Source organism: Nitratireductor sp. CH_MIT9313-5, assembly GCF_037029545.1.
Taxonomy (GTDB): Bacteria; Pseudomonadota; Alphaproteobacteria; order Rhizobiales; family Rhizobiaceae; genus Chelativorans.
In genome coordinates, this window is sequence record NZ_JAYMER010000014.1 from 531,616 (window position 1) to 550,476 (window position 18,861).

The 18,861-nt window shown below is 58.2% G+C and carries 14 protein-coding genes and 2 tRNA genes; 4 read left to right on the forward strand and 12 right to left on the reverse strand.

The annotated features are described in order from the left end of the window. Positions 1-15 precede the first annotated feature (15 nt). The 4 genes from WA367_RS10135 to WA367_RS10150 all read right to left on the reverse strand — a co-directional run bounded on the left by WA367_RS10135 (position 16) and on the right by WA367_RS10150 (position 6,518). The gene (locus tag WA367_RS10135) at positions 16-948 is read right to left on the reverse strand and encodes a TerC family protein (protein WP_336056624.1); all 933 of its coding nucleotides are present in this window, start codon (positions 946-948) and stop codon (positions 16-18) included. A gap of 252 nt (positions 949-1,200) precedes the next feature. After that, positions 1,201-2,331, reverse strand: coding sequence for an OmpP1/FadL family transporter (locus WA367_RS10140; protein WP_336056625.1), 1,131 nt, complete (start codon positions 2,329-2,331; stop codon positions 1,201-1,203). 364 nt (positions 2,332-2,695) lie between these two features. Continuing rightward, positions 2,696-5,545, reverse strand: a complete 2,850-nt coding sequence (locus WA367_RS10145; protein WP_336056626.1) for a valine--tRNA ligase — start codon at positions 5,543-5,545, stop codon at positions 2,696-2,698. Between the two features lie 175 nt (positions 5,546-5,720). Next, positions 5,721-6,518, reverse strand: coding sequence for a PopZ family protein (locus WA367_RS10150; protein WP_336056627.1), 798 nt, complete (start codon positions 6,516-6,518; stop codon positions 5,721-5,723). Positions 6,519-6,753: 235 nt separating this feature from the next. Here WA367_RS10150 and WA367_RS10155 point away from each other — a divergent pair, with 235 nt between their 5' ends. After that, complete coding sequence (locus WA367_RS10155; protein WP_336057108.1) at positions 6,754-7,158, forward strand: GFA family protein; 405 nt, start codon at positions 6,754-6,756, stop codon at positions 7,156-7,158. Between the two features lies 1 nt (position 7,159). Here the strand turns inward: WA367_RS10155 and WA367_RS10160 are convergent, their stop codons facing one another. The 3 genes from WA367_RS10160 to WA367_RS10170 form a co-directional block, all read right to left on the reverse strand. Beyond that, entirely contained in the window at positions 7,160-8,500 is a 1,341-nt protein-coding gene (locus WA367_RS10160; protein WP_336056628.1) for a TolC family outer membrane protein, read from the reverse strand. A gap of 158 nt (positions 8,501-8,658) precedes the next feature. Continuing rightward, a complete protein-coding gene (locus tag WA367_RS10165; RefSeq protein WP_336056629.1) occupies positions 8,659-9,333 on the reverse strand; it encodes a protein-L-isoaspartate O-methyltransferase family protein in 675 nt (224 codons plus the stop codon). Positions 9,334-9,650: 317 nt separating this feature from the next. Beyond that, positions 9,651-9,724, reverse strand: a tRNA-Cys gene (locus WA367_RS10170). A 559-nt stretch (positions 9,725-10,283) separates the two neighbouring features. Between WA367_RS10170 and WA367_RS10175 the strand changes: the two genes are divergently transcribed. Then, positions 10,284-10,358 (forward strand) — tRNA-Asn (locus WA367_RS10175). Positions 10,359-10,612: 254 nt separating this feature from the next. Beyond that, positions 10,613-12,013: a cryptochrome/photolyase family protein gene (locus tag WA367_RS10180; protein WP_336056630.1), complete on the forward strand. Its 1,401-nt coding sequence runs from the start codon at positions 10,613-10,615 to the stop codon at positions 12,011-12,013. Here the strand turns inward: WA367_RS10180 and WA367_RS10185 are convergent. From WA367_RS10185 to WA367_RS10195, 3 genes are all read right to left on the reverse strand, one after another. Beyond that, positions 12,002-12,325, reverse strand: a complete 324-nt coding sequence (locus WA367_RS10185) for a Dabb family protein (protein WP_336056631.1) — start codon at positions 12,323-12,325, stop codon at positions 12,002-12,004. The two genes, WA367_RS10180 and WA367_RS10185, sit on opposite strands and share 12 nt — an antisense overlap. Before the next feature lie 73 nt (positions 12,326-12,398). Next, positions 12,399-14,372 (reverse strand): bifunctional 2',3'-cyclic-nucleotide 2'-phosphodiesterase/3'-nucleotidase, encoded by a 1,974-nt coding sequence (locus WA367_RS10190; RefSeq protein WP_336056632.1) that lies wholly within the window; start codon positions 14,370-14,372, stop codon positions 12,399-12,401. 103 nt (positions 14,373-14,475) lie between these two features. After that, complete coding sequence (locus tag WA367_RS10195) at positions 14,476-14,958, reverse strand: Lrp/AsnC family transcriptional regulator (protein WP_336056633.1); 483 nt, start codon at positions 14,956-14,958, stop codon at positions 14,476-14,478. Between the two features lie 140 nt (positions 14,959-15,098). Between WA367_RS10195 and ald the strand changes: the two genes are divergently transcribed. Then, positions 15,099-16,214: an alanine dehydrogenase gene (gene ald / locus WA367_RS10200; protein WP_336056634.1), complete on the forward strand. Its 1,116-nt coding sequence runs from the start codon at positions 15,099-15,101 to the stop codon at positions 16,212-16,214. A gap of 65 nt (positions 16,215-16,279) precedes the next feature. Here ald and WA367_RS10205 read toward each other — a convergent pair whose 3' ends face one another. Together WA367_RS10205 and WA367_RS10210 are read right to left on the reverse strand one after the other, a co-directional pair. Then, on the reverse strand, positions 16,280-16,837 hold the full coding sequence (locus tag WA367_RS10205) for an OmpA family protein (protein WP_336056635.1): 558 nt from the start codon (positions 16,835-16,837) through the stop codon (positions 16,280-16,282). A gap of 85 nt (positions 16,838-16,922) precedes the next feature. Then, positions 16,923-18,800, reverse strand: coding sequence for an HWE histidine kinase domain-containing protein (locus WA367_RS10210; protein WP_336056636.1), 1,878 nt, complete (start codon positions 18,798-18,800; stop codon positions 16,923-16,925). Positions 18,801-18,861 lie beyond the last annotated feature (61 nt).

Consider the following 18,861-nt stretch of genomic DNA (forward strand, 5'->3'; position numbering starts at 1 on the left):
AACACATGCAGGGTGTCAGTCGCGTTCCTCGACAGTTTCTGCCGGACCATGAAGAAGCGACGCAATTACCGAACCGGCAATGATGGCCGCCGTCACGCCCAAAGCGAAAACGGAAGGAATATCAATGTAGTGCGCGAGCAGCATCTTGAAGCCGATAAAGACGAGCACAAGAGAAAGCCCGAATTTCAAGTAACGGAAGCTGCGCATCATGCCCGAAAGCACGAAAAAGAGCGCGCGAAGACCCAGGATCGCGAAAACATTCGATGAGAAAACGATAAACGGATCCTTTGAAATCGCGAGCACGGCCGGGATGGAATCGATCGCGAAGACGAGGTCGGTCAGTTCCACCGTGACAAGAACCACGAAGAGCGGCGTCATGAAGAGCACGCCGTTGCGCCGTGTCAGGAAGTTCGATCCCTCATATTCGCTCGTCACACGCCCCGTGCGCATGAGGAATTTCACGATCCGGCTCTCGCCCGGATCAATCATCTCGTCGCCAGACGTCATCATCTTGAAGCCGGAGAAGACAAGCAGTGCACCAAGCGCCATGGCGATGAATTGGAACTGATCAACAAGCTTCACGCCGGGAACGATCAGCGACAGGCGCATCACCACGGCACCGACAATGCCGTAGAAGAGTACGCGATACTGCGCCTCGGCCGGCACCTTGAAGTAGCTGAAGATGAGCGCGATGACGAAAATATTGTCGAGCGACAGGGCTTGCTCGACCAGATAGCCGGTGAGGAATTCAGCACCGCGGTCCGCGCCGCCAAAATAGAACACGCCACCGGCAAAGATCATGGCGAGCGTCACATAGCCGCCAACAGTGAAAAGCGCCTCTCGCGTTCCGATGACATGGTCGCGCCGGTGCAGCACGAACAGATCAACGAAAAGGATCAGCGCGACAAAGGCCAGAAAGCTGGGCCACAGCCAGTCATGTAGGGTCATGGGTTAGGATCAGAAAAACAATGCGCTGCGTTGGCGCGTTGTCGATCGGTCCGACATCACAGGCAACGCCTTGCCTGCCAGAGGGGCCCGGCCCGGGTGACATGCAGATATTTGCTGCACATGATCACGCCTTTCAAGGGCTGAAGGCCGGTTACACGCAAATAACTTGCACCGCCCTCACCTGCCCCCACCAAACAAAAAAGACCCGGCCGAAGCCGGGTCCAAAAACAGATCAGATGATCTGCCGCGGTATTACCACTTCACGCTGTAGGAAGCCGAAAGAGCTCCAGCCCAACCGGAATCGACGGCAGCCAGAGGCTCGATAGAGTCGGCTGCGGTAATCTCCGCACCTTCAAGATAGGAAATGCCGCCACCAAGACGTACTTCACCACCAAGCGTATCCTTGAGGCTCAGACCCGCTGCAAGCACCCACTTGTCAGAACGGAAGTCATAACCCGTGGACACACCCTGGTCCCACTGAAGGCTGACGAGACCGGCAACCTGCTCGTTGAATGCGTGCGCAACACCACCGGTGATCGTCCAGCTGTCATCCCAGTAGTACTGGTTTGCAACGGTACCGGTTGGGTTAAGTGGGTTAGCAAACGCCAGAGATTGGAGCACTAGAGTCTCGTTGACTGACCAGTCGGTCCACTTCACTGAGCCAAAGGCAAGCCAGCCTGGCGCGATGCCGCTTTGTACCTTGAGTTCAACGCTCTGAGGGAGTTCACCTGCTCCCGTGGCAGGAAGAACTCCGAAGGGAGTCGTTGCGGTTCCAGTAGCTTCGTGGCTTGTGCCGGAGCGATAGAGTAACTGTGCTCTCAGTGCGATATCGGGAATTTCATAGCCCAATCCAGCGCGCCAACCATAGGCGTTGCTTTCCAGCTCTACCGGCACAGCTCCAGCTCCAGCAAGAAGATCGTAGTTGAACTTCTCGACAAAAGCGCCACCAAGGACGGAGAGGCGGCCACTCCCTACATTAACGAACGCAGCACAGGTCGCGCCGAATTCGGAGATGGTGAACTCTTCGCTCATCTTGCCAGAGCGACCGTAAGGAGCCTCATAACTGGAGGACGCACCATAGGGCGTCGTCATCGTCGTTGCGCAAGCAAGGCTGTCAGTGAGGGAAAACTTTATCGCAGCCGACGGAATTACATAGCTTTCGAGATAATTGACTCCGACATTCCCACCCGTCGTGGAACCACCCGGATTACGCGTGAACTTCTGCGACGGAACCACAATGGTAGCACCCGCACGCATGTTGAAGTTGCCGGGCTCGTACAAAATATCCGTGTCAGCCGTACCGCGTGAAAAACCGTTTGCCTGAGCGGCTCCGGCCATAAGGACCAGGCTAAGCGCCGTAAACCCCATTCCCCTGAAACGCATGCGAGGACCTCCCTGATGAAAGCGTTCGTCGATCGAGAGGATATCCAAGCTTTTGCAGGTTGCAATTGCTGTAAACGCTCGGCTCTACATGGCATTGGACTTACCCTAACGTAAGGGTCCGCTTTCAACATGTAAACGGCATCTGCTGCACGCGCTGCGTTCGAGAAAATGGCCAAAACTGGCCGATTTTCTCATATTTTCGTCATCTAACGGTCACGTTTTCGGCATCGTTGCAGGAAAGCAACATGCTGCAAAAAGATTGTGCCGCGCCTTGAAGAGACGCGGCACTCGAGCCTGAAACCATATCAACAGACGCTTAACGCCAGTTCAGCGGCTGATTTTCCTCGAATCGATCCAGGTCAGATCAACCAGCAGCGCGAACCTGCTCCAGAGCGTTTTCCACCCGCGCCATCTGCTCCTTGAATTCTGCAAGCTTTTCGCGCTCGGCGGCCACAATCTCTTCGGGAGCATTGGCCACGAATTTTTCGTTGCCCAGCTTCTTGTCGAGGCGGGTCACCTCCCCTTTTAGCTTCGCAACCTCCTTCTCCAGCCGCTTCGTCTCGGCCTCGATGTCGATCAGATTGCCAAGCGGCAGGCAGAAAGTGGCCGATCCGAGAACCAGTTGGGCCGAACCGCGGGGCACATCGCCAGCGATGTCGATGCTCTCAATGCGCGCCAGCCGCTGTATGGCAGCATCATGCCGCGCCAGACGATCGCGCACGACATCATCCGCATTGACCACGACGAGCGGAGCCTTGGCGCTGGCGGGAACATTCATTTCTGCGCGCAGCGAGCGAATGCCCGTGACGAGGTCGATCAGCCAGTTGAGATCGTCGGCAGCACTGTCATCCTCGAAAGCGGGATCCGGCCACTCAGCCAGCGCCAACACATCCTCGCGCGGCGTCTCGCCGGCCGTCTCAGCCCACAGCTCCTCTGTGAGGAAGGGCATCATTGGATGCAGGAGCTTGTAGACCTCGTCGAGCACATAGGCCGCACAGGCGCGACTTTCAGCCTTGGCCGCTTCATCCTCTCCATTGAAGACGGGCTTCAAAAGCTCAAGATACCAGTCGCAGAACTGGCTCCAGACGAAGCGATAGGCCGCCTGCGCAGCGTCGTTGAAGCGATAGTTCTCGATCGACTCCGTGACAGTACGCGCAGCACGCGTCAGTTCGGTCAGGATCCAACGGTTGAGCGCGAGCTTGGCGTCTTCCGGTGCAAAATTCGCATCACGCGCGACACCGTTCATCTGCGCGAACCGCGTGGCGTTCCAAAGCTTGGTACCGAAATTGCGGTAGCCGGCGATACGCGCGGGGTCGAGCTTCACGTCGCGCCCCTGGGCCGCCATGATGGCGAGCGTGAAGCGCAGGGCATCGGCGCCATATTCATCAATCAGCTCCAGCGGATCGATGACATTGCCCTTCGACTTGGACATCTTCGCGCCAGTCTTGTCGCGAACCAGCGCATGAACATAGACCGTGTGGAACGGCTCTTCCTTCATGAAGTGCAGCCCCATCATCATCATCCGGGCCACCCAGAAGAAGATGATGTCGAAGCCGGTGACGAGCACCGAGGTCGGATAGTAGCGTTTCAGTTCCGGCGTCTTTTCCGGCCAGCCGAGCGTAGAGAATGGCCAAAGCGCTGAGGAGAACCAGGTGTCCAGCACATCCTCATCGCGGGTCAGGATCTCGCCCGGCTTGTAGTTCTCCAGCTTCTCTTCAACCCAGGCTTTCCAGGGGCCCTCATGCGAGATGTAATGCTGGATCGCCGCCTCCAACGCGGTTTCCTCATCCTTCTCGACGAAAACCTGCCCGTCGGGACCATACCAGGCGGGGATGCGATGGCCCCACCAGAGCTGACGCGAAATGCACCAGGGCTGAATGTTCTCCATCCACTCGAAATAGGTCTTTTCCCAGTTCTTGGGCACGAAATTGGTGCGCCCTTCCCTCACGCTCGCAATGGCAGGCTTGGCGAGCGTCTTGGCATCCACATACCACTGATCGGTCAGGAACGGCTCGATCGGCACACCACCACGGTCGCCATGCGGCACCATGTGCTTGTGCGGCTCGATCTTGTCCAGAAGCCCCGCCTCTTCCATCATGGCAACGATGATCTTGCGCGCTTCGAAACGATCCTTGCCTTCAAGCGCCGCAATGGTGGCCTCAAGCTGCGGCGTGCGCTCAAGCCCGTCGAGGAAGTCCTCGTTGTCGGCGAGCGTGATGGCGGCCTCGGTGGTGAGAATGTTGATCTGCTTCAGGTCGTGACGCTTGCCGACGTCAAAGTCGTTGAAGTCGTGGGCAGGCGTCATCTTCACCGCACCCGTTCCTGCTTCCGGATCCGGGTATTCGTCACCGACGATGGGAATGCTGCGCCCGACGAGCGGAAGCACTACACTCTTGCCGATCAGATCCTTGTAGCGTGGGTCGTCCGGATGAACGGCGACACCACTGTCTCCCAGCATCGTTTCGGGTCGCGTGGTCGCCACCACGAGATAGTCGCGGGTTTCATAGCCGACTGGCTCGCCATCCGAGGGCTTCCAGGCGGTTTTGTTGCCTTCCTCGTCGAGATTGTATGGGTGCTCGTATGTCACCCCCGGCTCCAGCGGATAGCGGAAATGCCAGAGATTGCCCTGCATCTCCACCTGCTCGACCTCGAGATCCGAAATCGCGGTAAGAAGCTTCGGGTCCCAATTGACCAGCCGCTTGTCCTTGTAGATCAGCCCCTGCTTGTAGAGGGTGACGAAGACTTCACGAACGGCCTCCGACAGACCTTCATCCATGGTGAAGCGTTCGCGCGACCAGTCGCAGGAAGCGCCAAGGCGCTTCAGCTGGTTCATGATCGCACCACCGGACTCCGCCTTCCAGTCCCAAACACGCTCGACGAATTTCTCGCGCCCCATATCGCGGCGATGCTCACCCTTGGCAGCAAGCTGACGCTCCACGACCATTTGGGTGGCGATGCCTGCATGGTCCATACCCGGCTGCCAAAGCACATCCTTGCCGCGCATGCGCTCGAAGCGGACCATGATGTCCTGCAGCGTATTATTGAGCGCATGCCCCATATGAAGCGAGCCGGTGACATTCGGCGGCGGAATGACAATGGTGAAGCTTTCAGCGCCCTTTTTGGCCCCGGCTCCTGCCTTGAAGGCCTTGGCCTCTTCCCAGCGCTCATTGATACGGGGCTCGACGCTGGCCGCGTCAAAGGTCTTTTCAAGCATGTGAAATTCCGCGCTTCTCAGGGCATTTATGAATGCGAGGTGTAAAGCCCATGGGTCTGGGTGAGTCAACTGGCCGCAACAATCCCGCTTGGGCCTTAAACCTGCAAACGGTTGGGCAAAATGCAGAAAGCCCCGGCGCTAACCGAGGCTTCTTCGAAATCAAGCTGCCATTTGGTCAGCCGCCGCGCGCAACGCGCTCGATCTCTTCGCGCACCAGGCGCTCGACAATGGTCGGCAGATTGTCGTCCAGCCACTCCTGGAGCATTGGCCGCAGCATTTCTTCGGCAACCTCGTCCAAGCCCTTGCGCCGCGACGCCTGAAAAGCTTCGTTCAACTCGCTAAATGCTGCAGCGACCTTGCGTCCGGACTGTTCCGATAGGATCGGCTTGCGCTCGGCAGCAAGTTCACGGCCCGTTGCCTCTGAAAGGCTTTCGCGCACCACCTGCTCCACATTCTGCGAGACGGATGCCGTCTGGGTGCTGGAGGCGGGCTGTTGTTCAGCTGGCTCATCAACCTGCTTCAGTTCCGGCTCGTCTTCCCGCACTACGGATGCATCCTGCTGAGTATCATCTTCGTCACGGCGCCCTGCTGGAGGCCATGCGCGCATTCCCTGAGCAGGCGTGGCAGTGTCTGCAGAAGCCGCTTTCGCAGAGCCCGACCATTCGAACGGCTTCTGCTCGCCCGCGTCACGATACGGATTTAGAGCATGAACCTTGTCTTCATCTGCAGGAGCGGACTTGGTCTCCGCCTGAGGCTGCGTGTCGCTCAAGCTTGGGCGCAATTCTGCGCGAAACTCTTCGACGGCATCCGGTCCGGTTTCAGGCTGAGCTGCGGCAGCAGCCTGCACATTCGCCGCGCTGCTGGCAGCCACTCCTGCCCCTGCACCGGCCTCATTGTCCTCGATGATACGTCTGATGGAGGCAAGGATCTCCTCCATCGAGGGTTCACGCTGTACACTGCTCGCCTGGGCCATGATATGGATCCGCCGCTCATCAACAATTGTGCGGAAAGCTTTTTGAAAGGAATCAATACGCTCTCCGAATCACTCAGAGCGTATCGGAGACTTCGGCAAGTGAGAATCCCTTGGCAACCTCACTTGCAAGCTACGCACAAGATTTAGCGGATCGCTCAGTCAGTTCCACTGCACCTATGGGATCGGCTACCGGAGTGCTAGCTTCTGCCTGGGCTGAATATCTGGAGTGGACATGATGGCGAAGGTGACAGGCGGCTGCCTGTGCGGCGCTCTGCGCTTCGAGGCGAAAGGCGCTCCTCTCCGTATTGGCCTTTGCCATTGCATGGACTGCAGAAAGCACCACGGCGCTGTCTTCCACGCATCCGCCGTCTATCCCGAAGATGCCGTAACCTTTACCGGCCAGTCACGGCATTACATGGAAAGGCATTTCTGCCCGCGCTGCGGTTCGTCGGTCTATTCAAGGAGCGGTGACGAAATAGAGCTTCACCTCGGAAGCATGGATAGCCCTAACGTGTTCTCACCGACTTACGAGCTATGGACGATCAGACGCGAAGATTGGCTCCCGCCCTTCCCGCTGAGACAGAGCTACGAGAAAGACCGCACGCCAGGGCTAGATACGGATCAGGATCAGGACAGGTGAATCAGCGGCCGTCCGGCGTGCGCAGGCCGTACCACTTGTCCTTCACAGCATTGTAATGCTCTTCAGGACGATAGGTCGCCACCTGCAGACCAAGACGCGTTGCCGAAAGACGCCCCATCGCACCGACAATCGCGTAACTTGCAGCCACTACGTCGCGCTCGGCGCTGACGAGTCCGATGCGTGCGGCAAGAACATCCGACTGCGCGTTCAAGACATCCAAGGTCGTGCGCTGGCCAACGGAACGTTCTTCGATCACGCCGTTCAGGGCAAGCTGCGCCGCATTCACGAGTTCACGATTGGCCGCAACGCTTTCCCGCGCGGCCTGATAGCCGGTCCATGCACGCGTAACAGCCTGACGAACCTCGTCCGCCGTCACATCCACCAGGATGCGGGCCTGCCCAAGCTGCTCCTTGGACTTGCGGACCCGGGCGGAGCTCTCGCCGCCTTGATAGATCGGAACCGATAGGTTCAACCCAACCGAAGCCGAATTGGTTGTACCGTCACCTGCACTCGGGCTCGTGTCCAGAAATTCCGATTTCACGGAAGCCTGCGCGGACAGTTTCGGCAGAAACGCACCTTCGGCAACCTTCACACCGAAGGATGCGGCATCAACACCGTGCTTGCGTGCTGCAATGGCGGGATGCTCGCCAAGCGCGATAGAGATGGCCTGATTGAGGCTTCCCGGCAGAAGCTTCGTGATGGGTGAAGGCTGTTTGAGTGAACCCGGTGCCTCGCCGACAACCTGGCGGTAGACAGCCTCACTGGCCGCGACCTGCGCGCGCGCTGCCGTGAGCTGGGCAAGCGCTTCCTGCCGCCGCGCTTCCGCCTGCGCCAGATCGGTTCGCGTTCCTTCACCAACGTCGAGACGCGAACGCGCCGCGCGAACCTGTTCCTGCAGGAATTCAAGACTTTGCCCACGCAGCGCCGCAATCTGTCGGTCACGAATGACGTCCAGATAGGCGTTTACGCCATTCAAGAGCGTCGTGATCTCCTGATTGGCCAGCGCCGCATTTGCGGCCCGCACCTGCGACTTGGCGGCACTTACATTGTTGCGTGTCTGAAAACCGTCGAAAATCGGCTGGGTCAGAGAAATGGAGACATCAAGGCTTCGAGACTCCACGCCGCCGCGGCTGGCAAGCCCGGCATTGGCAGAACCGTTGACGCGCGGGCGCATCCCGGACTTGGCAATTGCCACGTCTTCATCCGTTATGCGCACCCCTGCACGTTCGGAATTGAGGGTGGAATTGTTCTGGTAGGCCTTGGCGAGAGCACCGCTCAGCGTTTCAGCGCCCACAGGCATCGACATGACCATGGAGACCGAAACCGCCAGGGCAGCTATCATTCTGCGTCTAAAGAACGTCACGCTCCACCTCGCGTTCGTGCGGTCGACCTATAGCAGACCTTATACCAGTTCACGAGCCATCCGCTCGCCGTCCCGCCCATTCGCAGGCATACCATCTTCCACTCGGCTCAGTTCCAATATTGCTTTGCCGAATGTTACTAGAAAACAAATCCCGCTTCGCGCTGGAAGCCCGGAAGCGTCTCAACGGCCGAATTAAATGCCGCGCGTGACGAAATTACACCATCTTCCTTTACGAAGAGGTGCGCACGTGCCGCGTTGCCGCGTCCGACCACGGCTACCAGCCGCCCACCTTCGCCAAGCTGGTCCAGGAGCGACTGCGGAACCTCGTCAACGGCACCGCCAACGAAGATCACGTCATAGGGCGCTTCGTCTGCATGGCCTTTTTCCAGCGGCCCGGTCACGACCGTGACATTGACGCAATCCAGCTCTGCCAGCGTCGAAGTTGCGGTCTCCGACAGGGTCTCGTCGCATTCTACGGCAACGACAAAACTGGCGATCTTGGAAAGAACTGCCGTTGAATAGCCCGTAGCGCAGCCGATATCGAGAACGAAGTCGGAGGCTTTTACATCGGCCAGCTGTACGAGTTTGCCGAACTGGGCTGGCTGCATCAGATAGCGCGCGGTGTTTCCACCGCTGGCAGCGGCCACTTCGAGATCTTCATCGATATAGGACAGCGCCTTGCGTCGCCCCGGCACGAACTCCTCACGCGGAATGGAGCGCACCGCTTCGATCAGACGGACATTCGTCACATCCTGGGTGCGAAGCTGCCCCTCGATCATGTTTTCGCGCTGCTGGGAGAAATCCACCGTCATTCTATTCATTCCCGTAACCAGGGGCGCCTGCCGCGCCAAGGCACATGGCCTATAAATACCATCCAGAGCCACCAGAATCTGGCGCTGTCCGTCTGGAGAATCCCTAGTTTTGCTATAGTGGCCATCCGCACCTGTCAATCAAGCTCGCCACGCTCCTGCCATGATACAGTCCGGCTTCAGCTATATTTTTCGAAGTGGACGCAGCGAGCACTTGCCGCCGCGACACGAAGGTCGCAGACCCACAGCCTGAATCACCTGCACAATCGGGAAGCGCATTGCAGGACCGGAAACAGGTCAATTCGTCGATATTGGGAATTTGGAGGCCTCGCCCGGAATCGAACCGGGGTGCAAGGATTTGCAGTCCTCTGCGTAACCACTCCGCCACGAGGCCTCATACGCAATCATGCGTCGGGGCGTTCAATATGGTGCGCGGCGCTCAGCGTCAAGCGGGTAAGGTAGCCATAATGGGATCATTTGTGGGAACTTTGCCCGCTCACTTTGTCACGCCTGTTCTGGCGCCGCCGGTTCCACCAAACTTCACTGCGCCGTCTAAGCCGCCTGACTGATGCGAAGTCATAGGAAAGCACCAGAAGTCCCACCGGGATCATCCAGAATCCAAGCACTGGCAGGAAGCCGAACATGCCCAGCACCACGAACCCTCCCCCCACAAGCATGCGCGCCAGCCTTGTCTGCGGCAGCGGCATGCTGCGCCCGAACAAGGCGACTCGCGGACGCGCTGATTGACAGTGAGATTCGCCTTCCCGGTCCATGATGTGCCTTCTTTGGAGATGTGGAGCAGTGCGTCTCGCCGCTTTCGATACAAATGATATGCGGCGCAAAAGCCCGGAAATCGAGGGGATCGTCAAATTTGGTGCAAAAAATGTCATAGACGCTTTGCAAAATGAAAATCACTTTGCTATAGGCACGCTCACTCGCAAGAGCACAGGCCTTCCCCGGTAGCTCAGCGGTAGAGCAACCGGCTGTTAACCGGTTGGTCGCTGGTTCGAATCCGGCCCGGGGAGCCACTCTCTTTCCATACATCTACTTGTATGTCCGCCTGTGAACAGCAGGCGCGACGCTTCGTCTGGAACCGATCCTGCATTGCCACGTTCCTGTCGCACCAAGACAGTTCTGCTGCAGGAGAATCACATGCTTAAAGGTCTAATCCTCTGGTTGCTGGGCGTGCCGCTCTTCGTCATCATTCTGCTTTTCATCTTCGTATTCTGACATCAGGTTCGTTGAACCAGTTTCATCTGACGACCAAGCGGAGCTGAGCGCGATGAGTGAGACCTCCAACGCGCCAGTTCTGGTTCTTTTCCGTCACGACCTGCGCCTCGACGACAATCTGGCCTTAAGCGCTGCAGCTGACAGTGGACATCCGGTGCTCGCTGTCTATGTCGAAGACCTCTCCGAGGGTATCCGTCCCTTGGGTGCTGCCGCCCGGTGGTGGCGCGCTCGCTCCCTGCGCAGCTTGAAAAAGGCGATTTCTGATTCCTTTGGCATCCGCCTGATTTGCCGCCGCGGTCCGCTCGACGAGGCGGTCATGGGACTGATTAGGCAGGGGCAGATCAAAGCGATCTACATAAATCGCCGCTTCGAACCTGCAGCCGACAAGGCCGATGATCTGCTGGAAGTGGAATGTGGACATCACGCCATTCCCGTCCATCGGTTTGAAGGCCAGCTTCTGCATGATCCGAATCGACTGAAAACCTCCACGGGCGGGTTCTACAAGGTCTTCACGCCGTTTTGGCGCGCCCTCTCCTCAACAGACAGTTTCGCAGATCCCGCCGACCCACCTGAAAGCCTGCGCGCATACAAGCACGAACTTGAAGACGATCCTGACGGTCTTCTGGAATACGATCCGCCTTGGGCGAAGGGGTTTGACAAGATTTGGCAGCCGGGTGAAGCCGGAGCGTCGGAAAGGCTGGAGCAATTCCTTGAAGGCCGGGGTGAAGGCTATTCCACCGGCCGCGATTTCATGGCCATGGAAGTTACTTCGCGCCTTTCGCCACATCTTGCACATGGCGAGATCACACCACGGCAGATCATGGCTGCATCTGCTCGAAGCAAGCTGCCGCCTGCTGATCTGGAAACGTTCCGGAAGGAGCTTGGTTGGCGCGAATTCTGCTGGCACCTGCTGGTCCATAACCCGCATCTGGCAACCGAAAACTACGACACCAGGTTCAATCACTTTCCCTGGAACACCGACAATGCATTTCTCACACATTGGAAACGCGGACGGACGGGCTACCCCCTGGTGGACGCTGCCATGCGGCAGCTCTGGGAAACCGGCTGGATGCATAATCGCGCGCGAATGGTCGTTGCCTCTTTCCTGGTGAAGCATCTCGGGCTTCACTGGAAAGAAGGCGAAGCATGGTTCTGGGATACGCTGGTTGATGCCGACGCGGCCAACAATCCGGCCAACTGGCAATGGGTGGCCGGCACCGGTGCGGATGCTGCGCCCTTTTTCCGTATTTTCAACCCGACCCTGCAAAGCCGGAAGTTCGATACGCGTGGCGAATTTATCCGCACATATGTGCGCGAATTGTCCGCCCTTGATTCTCGCCAGCTGCACGAACCTCCTGCGGAACTGCGAGAAAGTTACGCCTATCCGGCACCGGTCGTGGATCACACCCAAGCGCGTGAAAGCGCTCTGGCCGCCTACCGATCAATCAGATGAGGAAGCACCCGGCAGCGGCCGCGGTGCGACCGAATCGAAATCGGCTGCAACGCGCATTTCGCGCAGAGGCCTGACGCGGCGGATGCATTCCTCATAAATCGGGTGCTCCTTGTAGGCTTCCAGCTTCTCCTCGTTTTCGAACTCGCCATAAACGATCACGTCCACCTCGCTGCCCAGCCGATCAACCTTGCGATTGATGCCGACTTCGAAGAACAGGCTATGGGGAATCTGCCCGAGCATGGAGAGATCGCTGGCGATCTTTTCCACGTCCTGCGGATCCTTGGCGGTGAAGAACACAATATGGCGAATCATGCAGCGGCTCCTGCTACGACTTTTGGCGGCAGGAGCCGGATTGCGGGTGGTTCTGTCAAGCCGCTCGCGCCAGTCAAAGGCTGATGCGGTAAAGCGCAAACCCTTCTTCGCCTTCCCCTGCAGGCTCGATGGTAACGCCCTGGACATCACCGGCAAACTGCTCGCCCTTGGGCCCCGTCTGGAAAGTCACGCTGGTGGCATCCAGCGGCTTGAAGTTCCAGTTGGCATCGGCTGAAGGATTGATCGTCCCCTGTTCCACGATGTAACGCACGATGACATCACGGTTGGTATCGGGGGCCTGGAAGACAACCTTCTCCGGCGTAATACCGGGGAAATTGCCGCCACCTCCGGCACGGTAGTTGTTGGTGGCAATGATGAACTCGGCTTCCGGATCGATCGGCTTGCCATCGAACTGCAAGTCCACGATGCGGCTCGCCTGCGGATTGAGCATCTCGCCTTTGGGATCATATTTTGCCGGCTGGCTGAGATCTATCTTGTAGGTTACCCCGTCGATCACATCGAAATTGTAGGATGGGAAACTGTCATTGATGAGCGGCTGATCCGCTTCGCCAGGCTTCACCTGATTGAAGATGCCCGCTGACATCTCCAGCCATTCCTTCACATCCGCTCCAGTCACCTTCACGGCCTGCACCGTATTTGGGTAGAGATAGAGATCGGCCACATGCTTGATGGCGACGTCGCCAGCCGGCACATCCGTGTAGTAATCCGGCCCGCCACGGCCACCGGCCTTGAAGGGAGCTGCTGCTGACAAGACCGGCAGGTCCTTGTAGGGCGTGTCCTTCAGCATCTGGGAAATGTACCAGGTCTGCGCCTGCGCCACGATCTGCACAGACGGATCATCGGCCACAAGCGCGAAATAGGAGTGCAGCGGTGCAGATGTCTTGCCCACCGCCGTGCGCACATATTTCAGTGTTGCCTCGTGATCCTCACGGACGGCTGCTTCCACCTCTTCCTTGCTCTCGACAAGTGGCTTGGTCTCCCGCTCGACACGTTCGAAGATCGGACGGGCTTCGCTCGTCGAATCGATGACGCGCCATCCGTTGCCGTCGCGCTCCAGCATCAGGTCGATCAGGCCGAGATGCGAACCCCAGAAACCGCCCATGACAGCCGGCTTGCCATTGAGAAGCCCCTTTTCGTTGTCGACACCTTCCAGTCCGGCAAATTTCGGCCCGGGGAAATCAAGATGGCTGTGGCCCGTGACGATTGCGTCAACACCTTCGATGCCGGCAACAAGAAGCGACGCGTTCTCGAGATTCTCTTCATATTCCGCCGGTCCGACACCGGAATGCGAAAGAGCGACGACTATATCCGCGCCCTCTTCTCGCATCTGCGGCACCCAGGCTTCAGCCGCCTTGACGATGTCGCGCGCCATGGCCTTGCCTTCCAGATGCTTTGAATCCCAGTTCATGATCTGCGGGGGGACAAAGCCGATCAGCCCGACTTTCACCACATGCTCATTCCCCTCTCCGTCCTTCACCTTGCGGTCGACGATCACATAAGGCTTGAGGAACAGCTGGTCCTGGCGCGGATTGGCAGCCAACGTGCCTTTTGTCAGGTTTGCGCAGACAAAGGGGAAATTCGCCCCGTCCAGCACCTTGAACATGAAATCAAGCCCGTAATTGAACTCGTGATTGCCCAGCGTGGAGCAGTCATAGCCAAGCGTGTTCATGGCCTTGATGACGGGATGAACATCACCTTCCTTCATGCCGCGCTCATAGGCGATATAGTCGCCCATGGGGTTGCCCTGGAGGAAGTCGCCATTGTCAACGAGCATCGCATTGGTGGCTTCGGCACGGATGGAATCGATGATCGAGGCGGTACGTGCAAGACCCATCGTGTCATTGGGTTTGTCGGCGTAATAGTCATAGGGAAACACATGCACATGCAGATCCGTCGTTTCCATGATCCGCAGATGCGCCTGGTTTGCCGAAGCGCGGACGGAAAACGGATGCAAGGCCACAAGCGCTCCTGCGGCGGCGGCACCGCGAATGAATTGGCGTCTGCTGAAAGCTGCACGAATGGTCATGTAGATCTCCTGGAACTGCCGCTGCAAAAGACGAGTTTGCGCTGGCTTGGGCGCGCAAACAAGCAGCAATTCATGACATCTGGATGAAGAGTCTTTGCCGGCGTCAGGCAAGTTCCGGACGCAGTCCGATCGCGGTTCGGTCGATCACTTCCCGCAAGGCGAAAGCCGAGTTGATCTTGATGACATGCGGCATGCCGGTGAGCCACTCCTTGTGGATGCGCTCATAGTCCTCAAGATCGCGCGCGGCGATGCGCAGGATATAGTCATAGTCGCCCGACATGAGGTGACACGAAAGCACGTTGGGGCAACGTTTTACCGCAGCTTCGAACTCGGTAAGCGTCTTCTCGAACTGCCCGCTGAGCGAAATATGCACGATTACAGTCATGCGGTGCCCCAGCGCGGCATTGGAAAGCTGTGCGTGGTAACCCTTGATAACGCCGGTCTTTTCCAGATTGTCCAGCCGACGCGAGCACGCCGATTGTGACAGCCCCACTTTCTCCGCTAGGGCAGCATTGGAAATCCGGCCATCCTGCTGAAGCGCATCCAAAATCGCAACATCAATCCGGTCCAAAGCCGATGCTCGCATATTTCTCTCTCCTTCCCCTCTTTTCTTGCAAGGATATGCGAAAAAGAGAACCCAGCACAATGAACTTCGCAAGGACATGCCCGCTATTTTCATGCTTCCATCAGTAATCGCTCACTTTTCAAACGGCCAAAGGAACGGTCATGCGTGTCGGTTGCCCCAAGGAAATCAAGAACCACGAATATCGCGTCGGCCTGACGCCGGGTGCGGTTCGTGAATATGTCGCACATGGTCACGAGGTGCTGGTGGAGACCGGCGCAGGTGCCGGCATCGGTGCCGATGACAATGCCTATCGCACTGCCGGCGCAGCTATTGCCCGCACCGCATCAGAGGTGTTTGAGCGTTCGGACATGATCGTGAAGGTGAAGGAGCCGCAGCCGTCGGAATGGGTGCAGCTTCGCGAAGGACAGATCCTCTATACCTATCTACATCTCGCGCCCGATCCGGATCAGACGAAGGGTCTGGTAGAATCCGGCGTCACCGCGGTCGCCTATGAAACGGTCACCGACGAACGCGGCGGCCTGCCTCTCCTTGCACCCATGTCCGAAGTTGCCGGACGTTTGGCCATCCAGGCCGGTGCAACCGCGCTTCAGAAGGCCAATGGCGGTCGCGGCGTGCTGCTGGGCGGTGTGCCGGGCGTACTTCCCGGCAAGGTCACGGTGATCGGTGGCGGTGTCGTTGGCTTGAATGCTGCCAAGATGGCAGTAGGTCTGGGTGCCGATGTCACCATTCTCGACCGCTCCATCCCGCGTCTGCGCCAGCTTGACGACATCTTCAACGGCCGCGTCCATACGCGCTACTCGACCGTGGAAGCCCTTGAGGAAGAATGCTTCTCCTCGGATGTCATCGTTGGCGCTGTGCTTATCCCAGGCGCTGCCGCGCCGAAGCTCGTGACGCGCGAAATGCTTTCCGGCATGAAGAAGGGTGCTGTGCTTGTCGATGTCGCAATCGATCAGGGCGGCTGCTTCGAGACATCCCATGCCACAACCCACTCCGAGCCGACCTATGAGGTTGACGGCATCATCCACTATTGCGTGGCCAACATGCCTGGTGCGGTTCCCGTGACCTCGGCCCATGCGCTGAACAACGCCACGCTGCATTATGGTCTCCAGCTCGCAGACAAGGGCCTGGAGGCACTTGCCGATGACCAGAACCTGCGCAACGGCCTGAATATCCACCGCGGACGCATCACAAATGCAGCCGTTGCTGAGGCGCTCGGCTACGAAATGGCTGAGCCAAAGGCAGTCATCGCCGCCTGACGGGATAAAGTTTCCTCCCCCCGGCCCGCCAGATCCGTCTGGCGGGCTTTTTCATTTGCAGGTGACTAGCGAATGAAATCGTCGATACGGCGCAAGGTCACCCTGCGGTTACGCCAATCTTCATAGGGTGTATTGATCAGCAGATAATGCTCGCCATAACCCACGGTCTCCAGCATGCGCGGCGGAATGCCATACCGTCTCACAAGCAGCCGTCGCAGCGAACGGGCTCGCTCCTCGGAGAGTTGGAGATTGTAGGAAGCCGACCCGACTGCATCCGTATGCCCCTCCAGAAGAATGATGGCACCCGGCCGCCGTCGGCGCAGCCTGTTGAGCGCACGCGCAATGGCTTCAACCTTGCGGTACTGGGACGATGGGATGCGCGCCGAGTTGAATTCGAAATTGATCGCCTGGATATCGATGGAGGGTGCTGCTCTGCGCAATTCCGAACGGCGCTTGAACTGCTCCACCGTCACGCGCTTGTCGGGCGCGACACGCAGCTTTGGTGCAGCCTCCAGACGCATTTGGATTTGAGCTTCGGATGGCATGGCAGCTTGGGCGAGAGCCGCAGCAGGTGTGACAGCAACTGCCCCAATCCCAAACAATATCGATCGGCGTGAAAGCATCAGATTATCTCCGTCCTGTACAAAGGTGCCTCAGGGCCCTCACAAGATGGAAAATTGAAGATGAAGCTTGGCTGAACGAAACTCCTCAGATTGCGACTGGCGGATTGGTCGCAGGTCCGGCCTTGGAAGTTCGAGCGAGGATGACCTCGCTTATACAGGCGATCAGGCTTTCCTCGCTGAACGGTTTCGACACCATCGGCGCCTGCCGGAATCCTTCAGGCAAGCCGTCACGGCCATAGCCGGTCACGAAGGCAAAGCTCGCACCCGATCTTGTAAGCGCTTCGGCGACTTCATCTACCCCCTCCCCTTGCAGGTTTGCGTCAAGCAGGGCCATGTCGAAACCACCGAGAGCGACATGCTCCAGGGCGCTTTCCACCGTATTTGCCGGACCGAGCGTCTTGCATCCGTTCTCGCCGAGCATGTTTTCTATATCGAGCGCCACCAGTGGTTCGTCCTCAATTATGAGCACGCGCTTGCCCTCCAGCATATCCGCCGGCTGTAGATGCGGTCGGGGGGCGTTGATGTCGAGGGGATTGGTGAAACTGGCTCCCGGAACGAAGCGCGGAAGCGGCAGATTGATGCTGAAGACAAGGCCACCCGGCTCAAAGCGCATATGAGCTTCCGCTCCGTGAGAACGCAAGCTCTTCTCGATAAGCGCCCGGCCAAACCCGCTCGACTGATCGGCAGAAATTGTTGGCCCACCGACTTCGCGCCAGGACAGATGCAGATCGCGGGACTGGTTATCTTCATCGACACGCCACTCGACCAGCACCTGCCCCCCGGGAGTGGATAAGGAACCATGCTGGCGCGCATTCAAACCCAGCTCGTAAAGCACCAGCGCCAGATGCAATGCCAGTTGCGGTTCGAGGAATACCGTCGGCCCCTTGCATATCACCCGGTCCTTGTTCTTGCCGCCAAACATCACCTGATCGTCGATCAGTTGCTGAAGCTGGGTGCCATTGGGCCCTTGGATGAGCATGTTGTGCGCACGTGCGAATGCCTGGATACGCCCGCTCAGGCTGGCGACAAAGGCCTTGGGCTCACTGCTCCGGCGCAAGGTCTGGCTTGCGATGGACTGAACCATCGCAAGCGTGTTCTTCACCCGATGATTCAGCTCATTGATCAGCAGGACCTGATGCTCTTCAGCACGCTTGCGCTCGGTAATGTCGACCAGCATGTTCACCGCGCCAATCATCTTGCCGTCGGAGAACAGGGGCGTCGGATATGCCAGACAGGGTATCTGCCCACCGTCAGGACGTTCCAGGATAATCTCCTGCCCGAAAATCGGCTCCTGGGTGCGCAGTGCGACTGCCATCGGGCACTCGTCCAAGGGCAATTCCAGACCATCGGGCGTGCGAAGCCTCCACGATACGCACCAGCGGTCTACCCCGAGTTCCGGTTTGCGCCCTGCAAGCTCGCGTGCGGTATCGTTGTAGAAGGTGATGCGGCCGTCAGCATCGGTTCTGTAGATGGCAGCAGGCAGAACGGCCAGCGTGTCTTCCAGCTCACGTTCCTTGCGCACGACATTTTCATGCGCCTGCTCGACCGAGCTGATGTCCTGAAAGCAGTTGACCGCGCCGCGAAAGGTGCCGTCAGCCTCGTAGACCGGATCGATATTGACGAGCGCCGTGATCAGCGTTCCATTCGGCTGCTCTATCAGTACCTTTCCGTCACGGAACGCCGTTCGATCCTGCAACACCTGAGCCATTGGGCTGTCAGCGTGAGGCACGATTTCCCCGTCGGGGCTTCGAAGACGATGTGCACCACAGAAGCGCGCCACGTTGTCACCAAGCTGAGGCGACGTTCCCCAAATTTCTGCAGCACGCCTGTTGAAGAAGATGATCCTTCCTTCGCTGTCGCACGCATAGACCCCGATTGGCAGAACCTCCAGGAGAGCTCCGGTAGGAATGAGTGACAGAAAGTCTTCTACCGGCTCGGGGCTTTCGGACGGATAATCAGTCATAGGCCACTCTGGCTGCTCTTAAGGTTTTGCCACGCACAACTATAGCTGAAGTTAAGCTTGT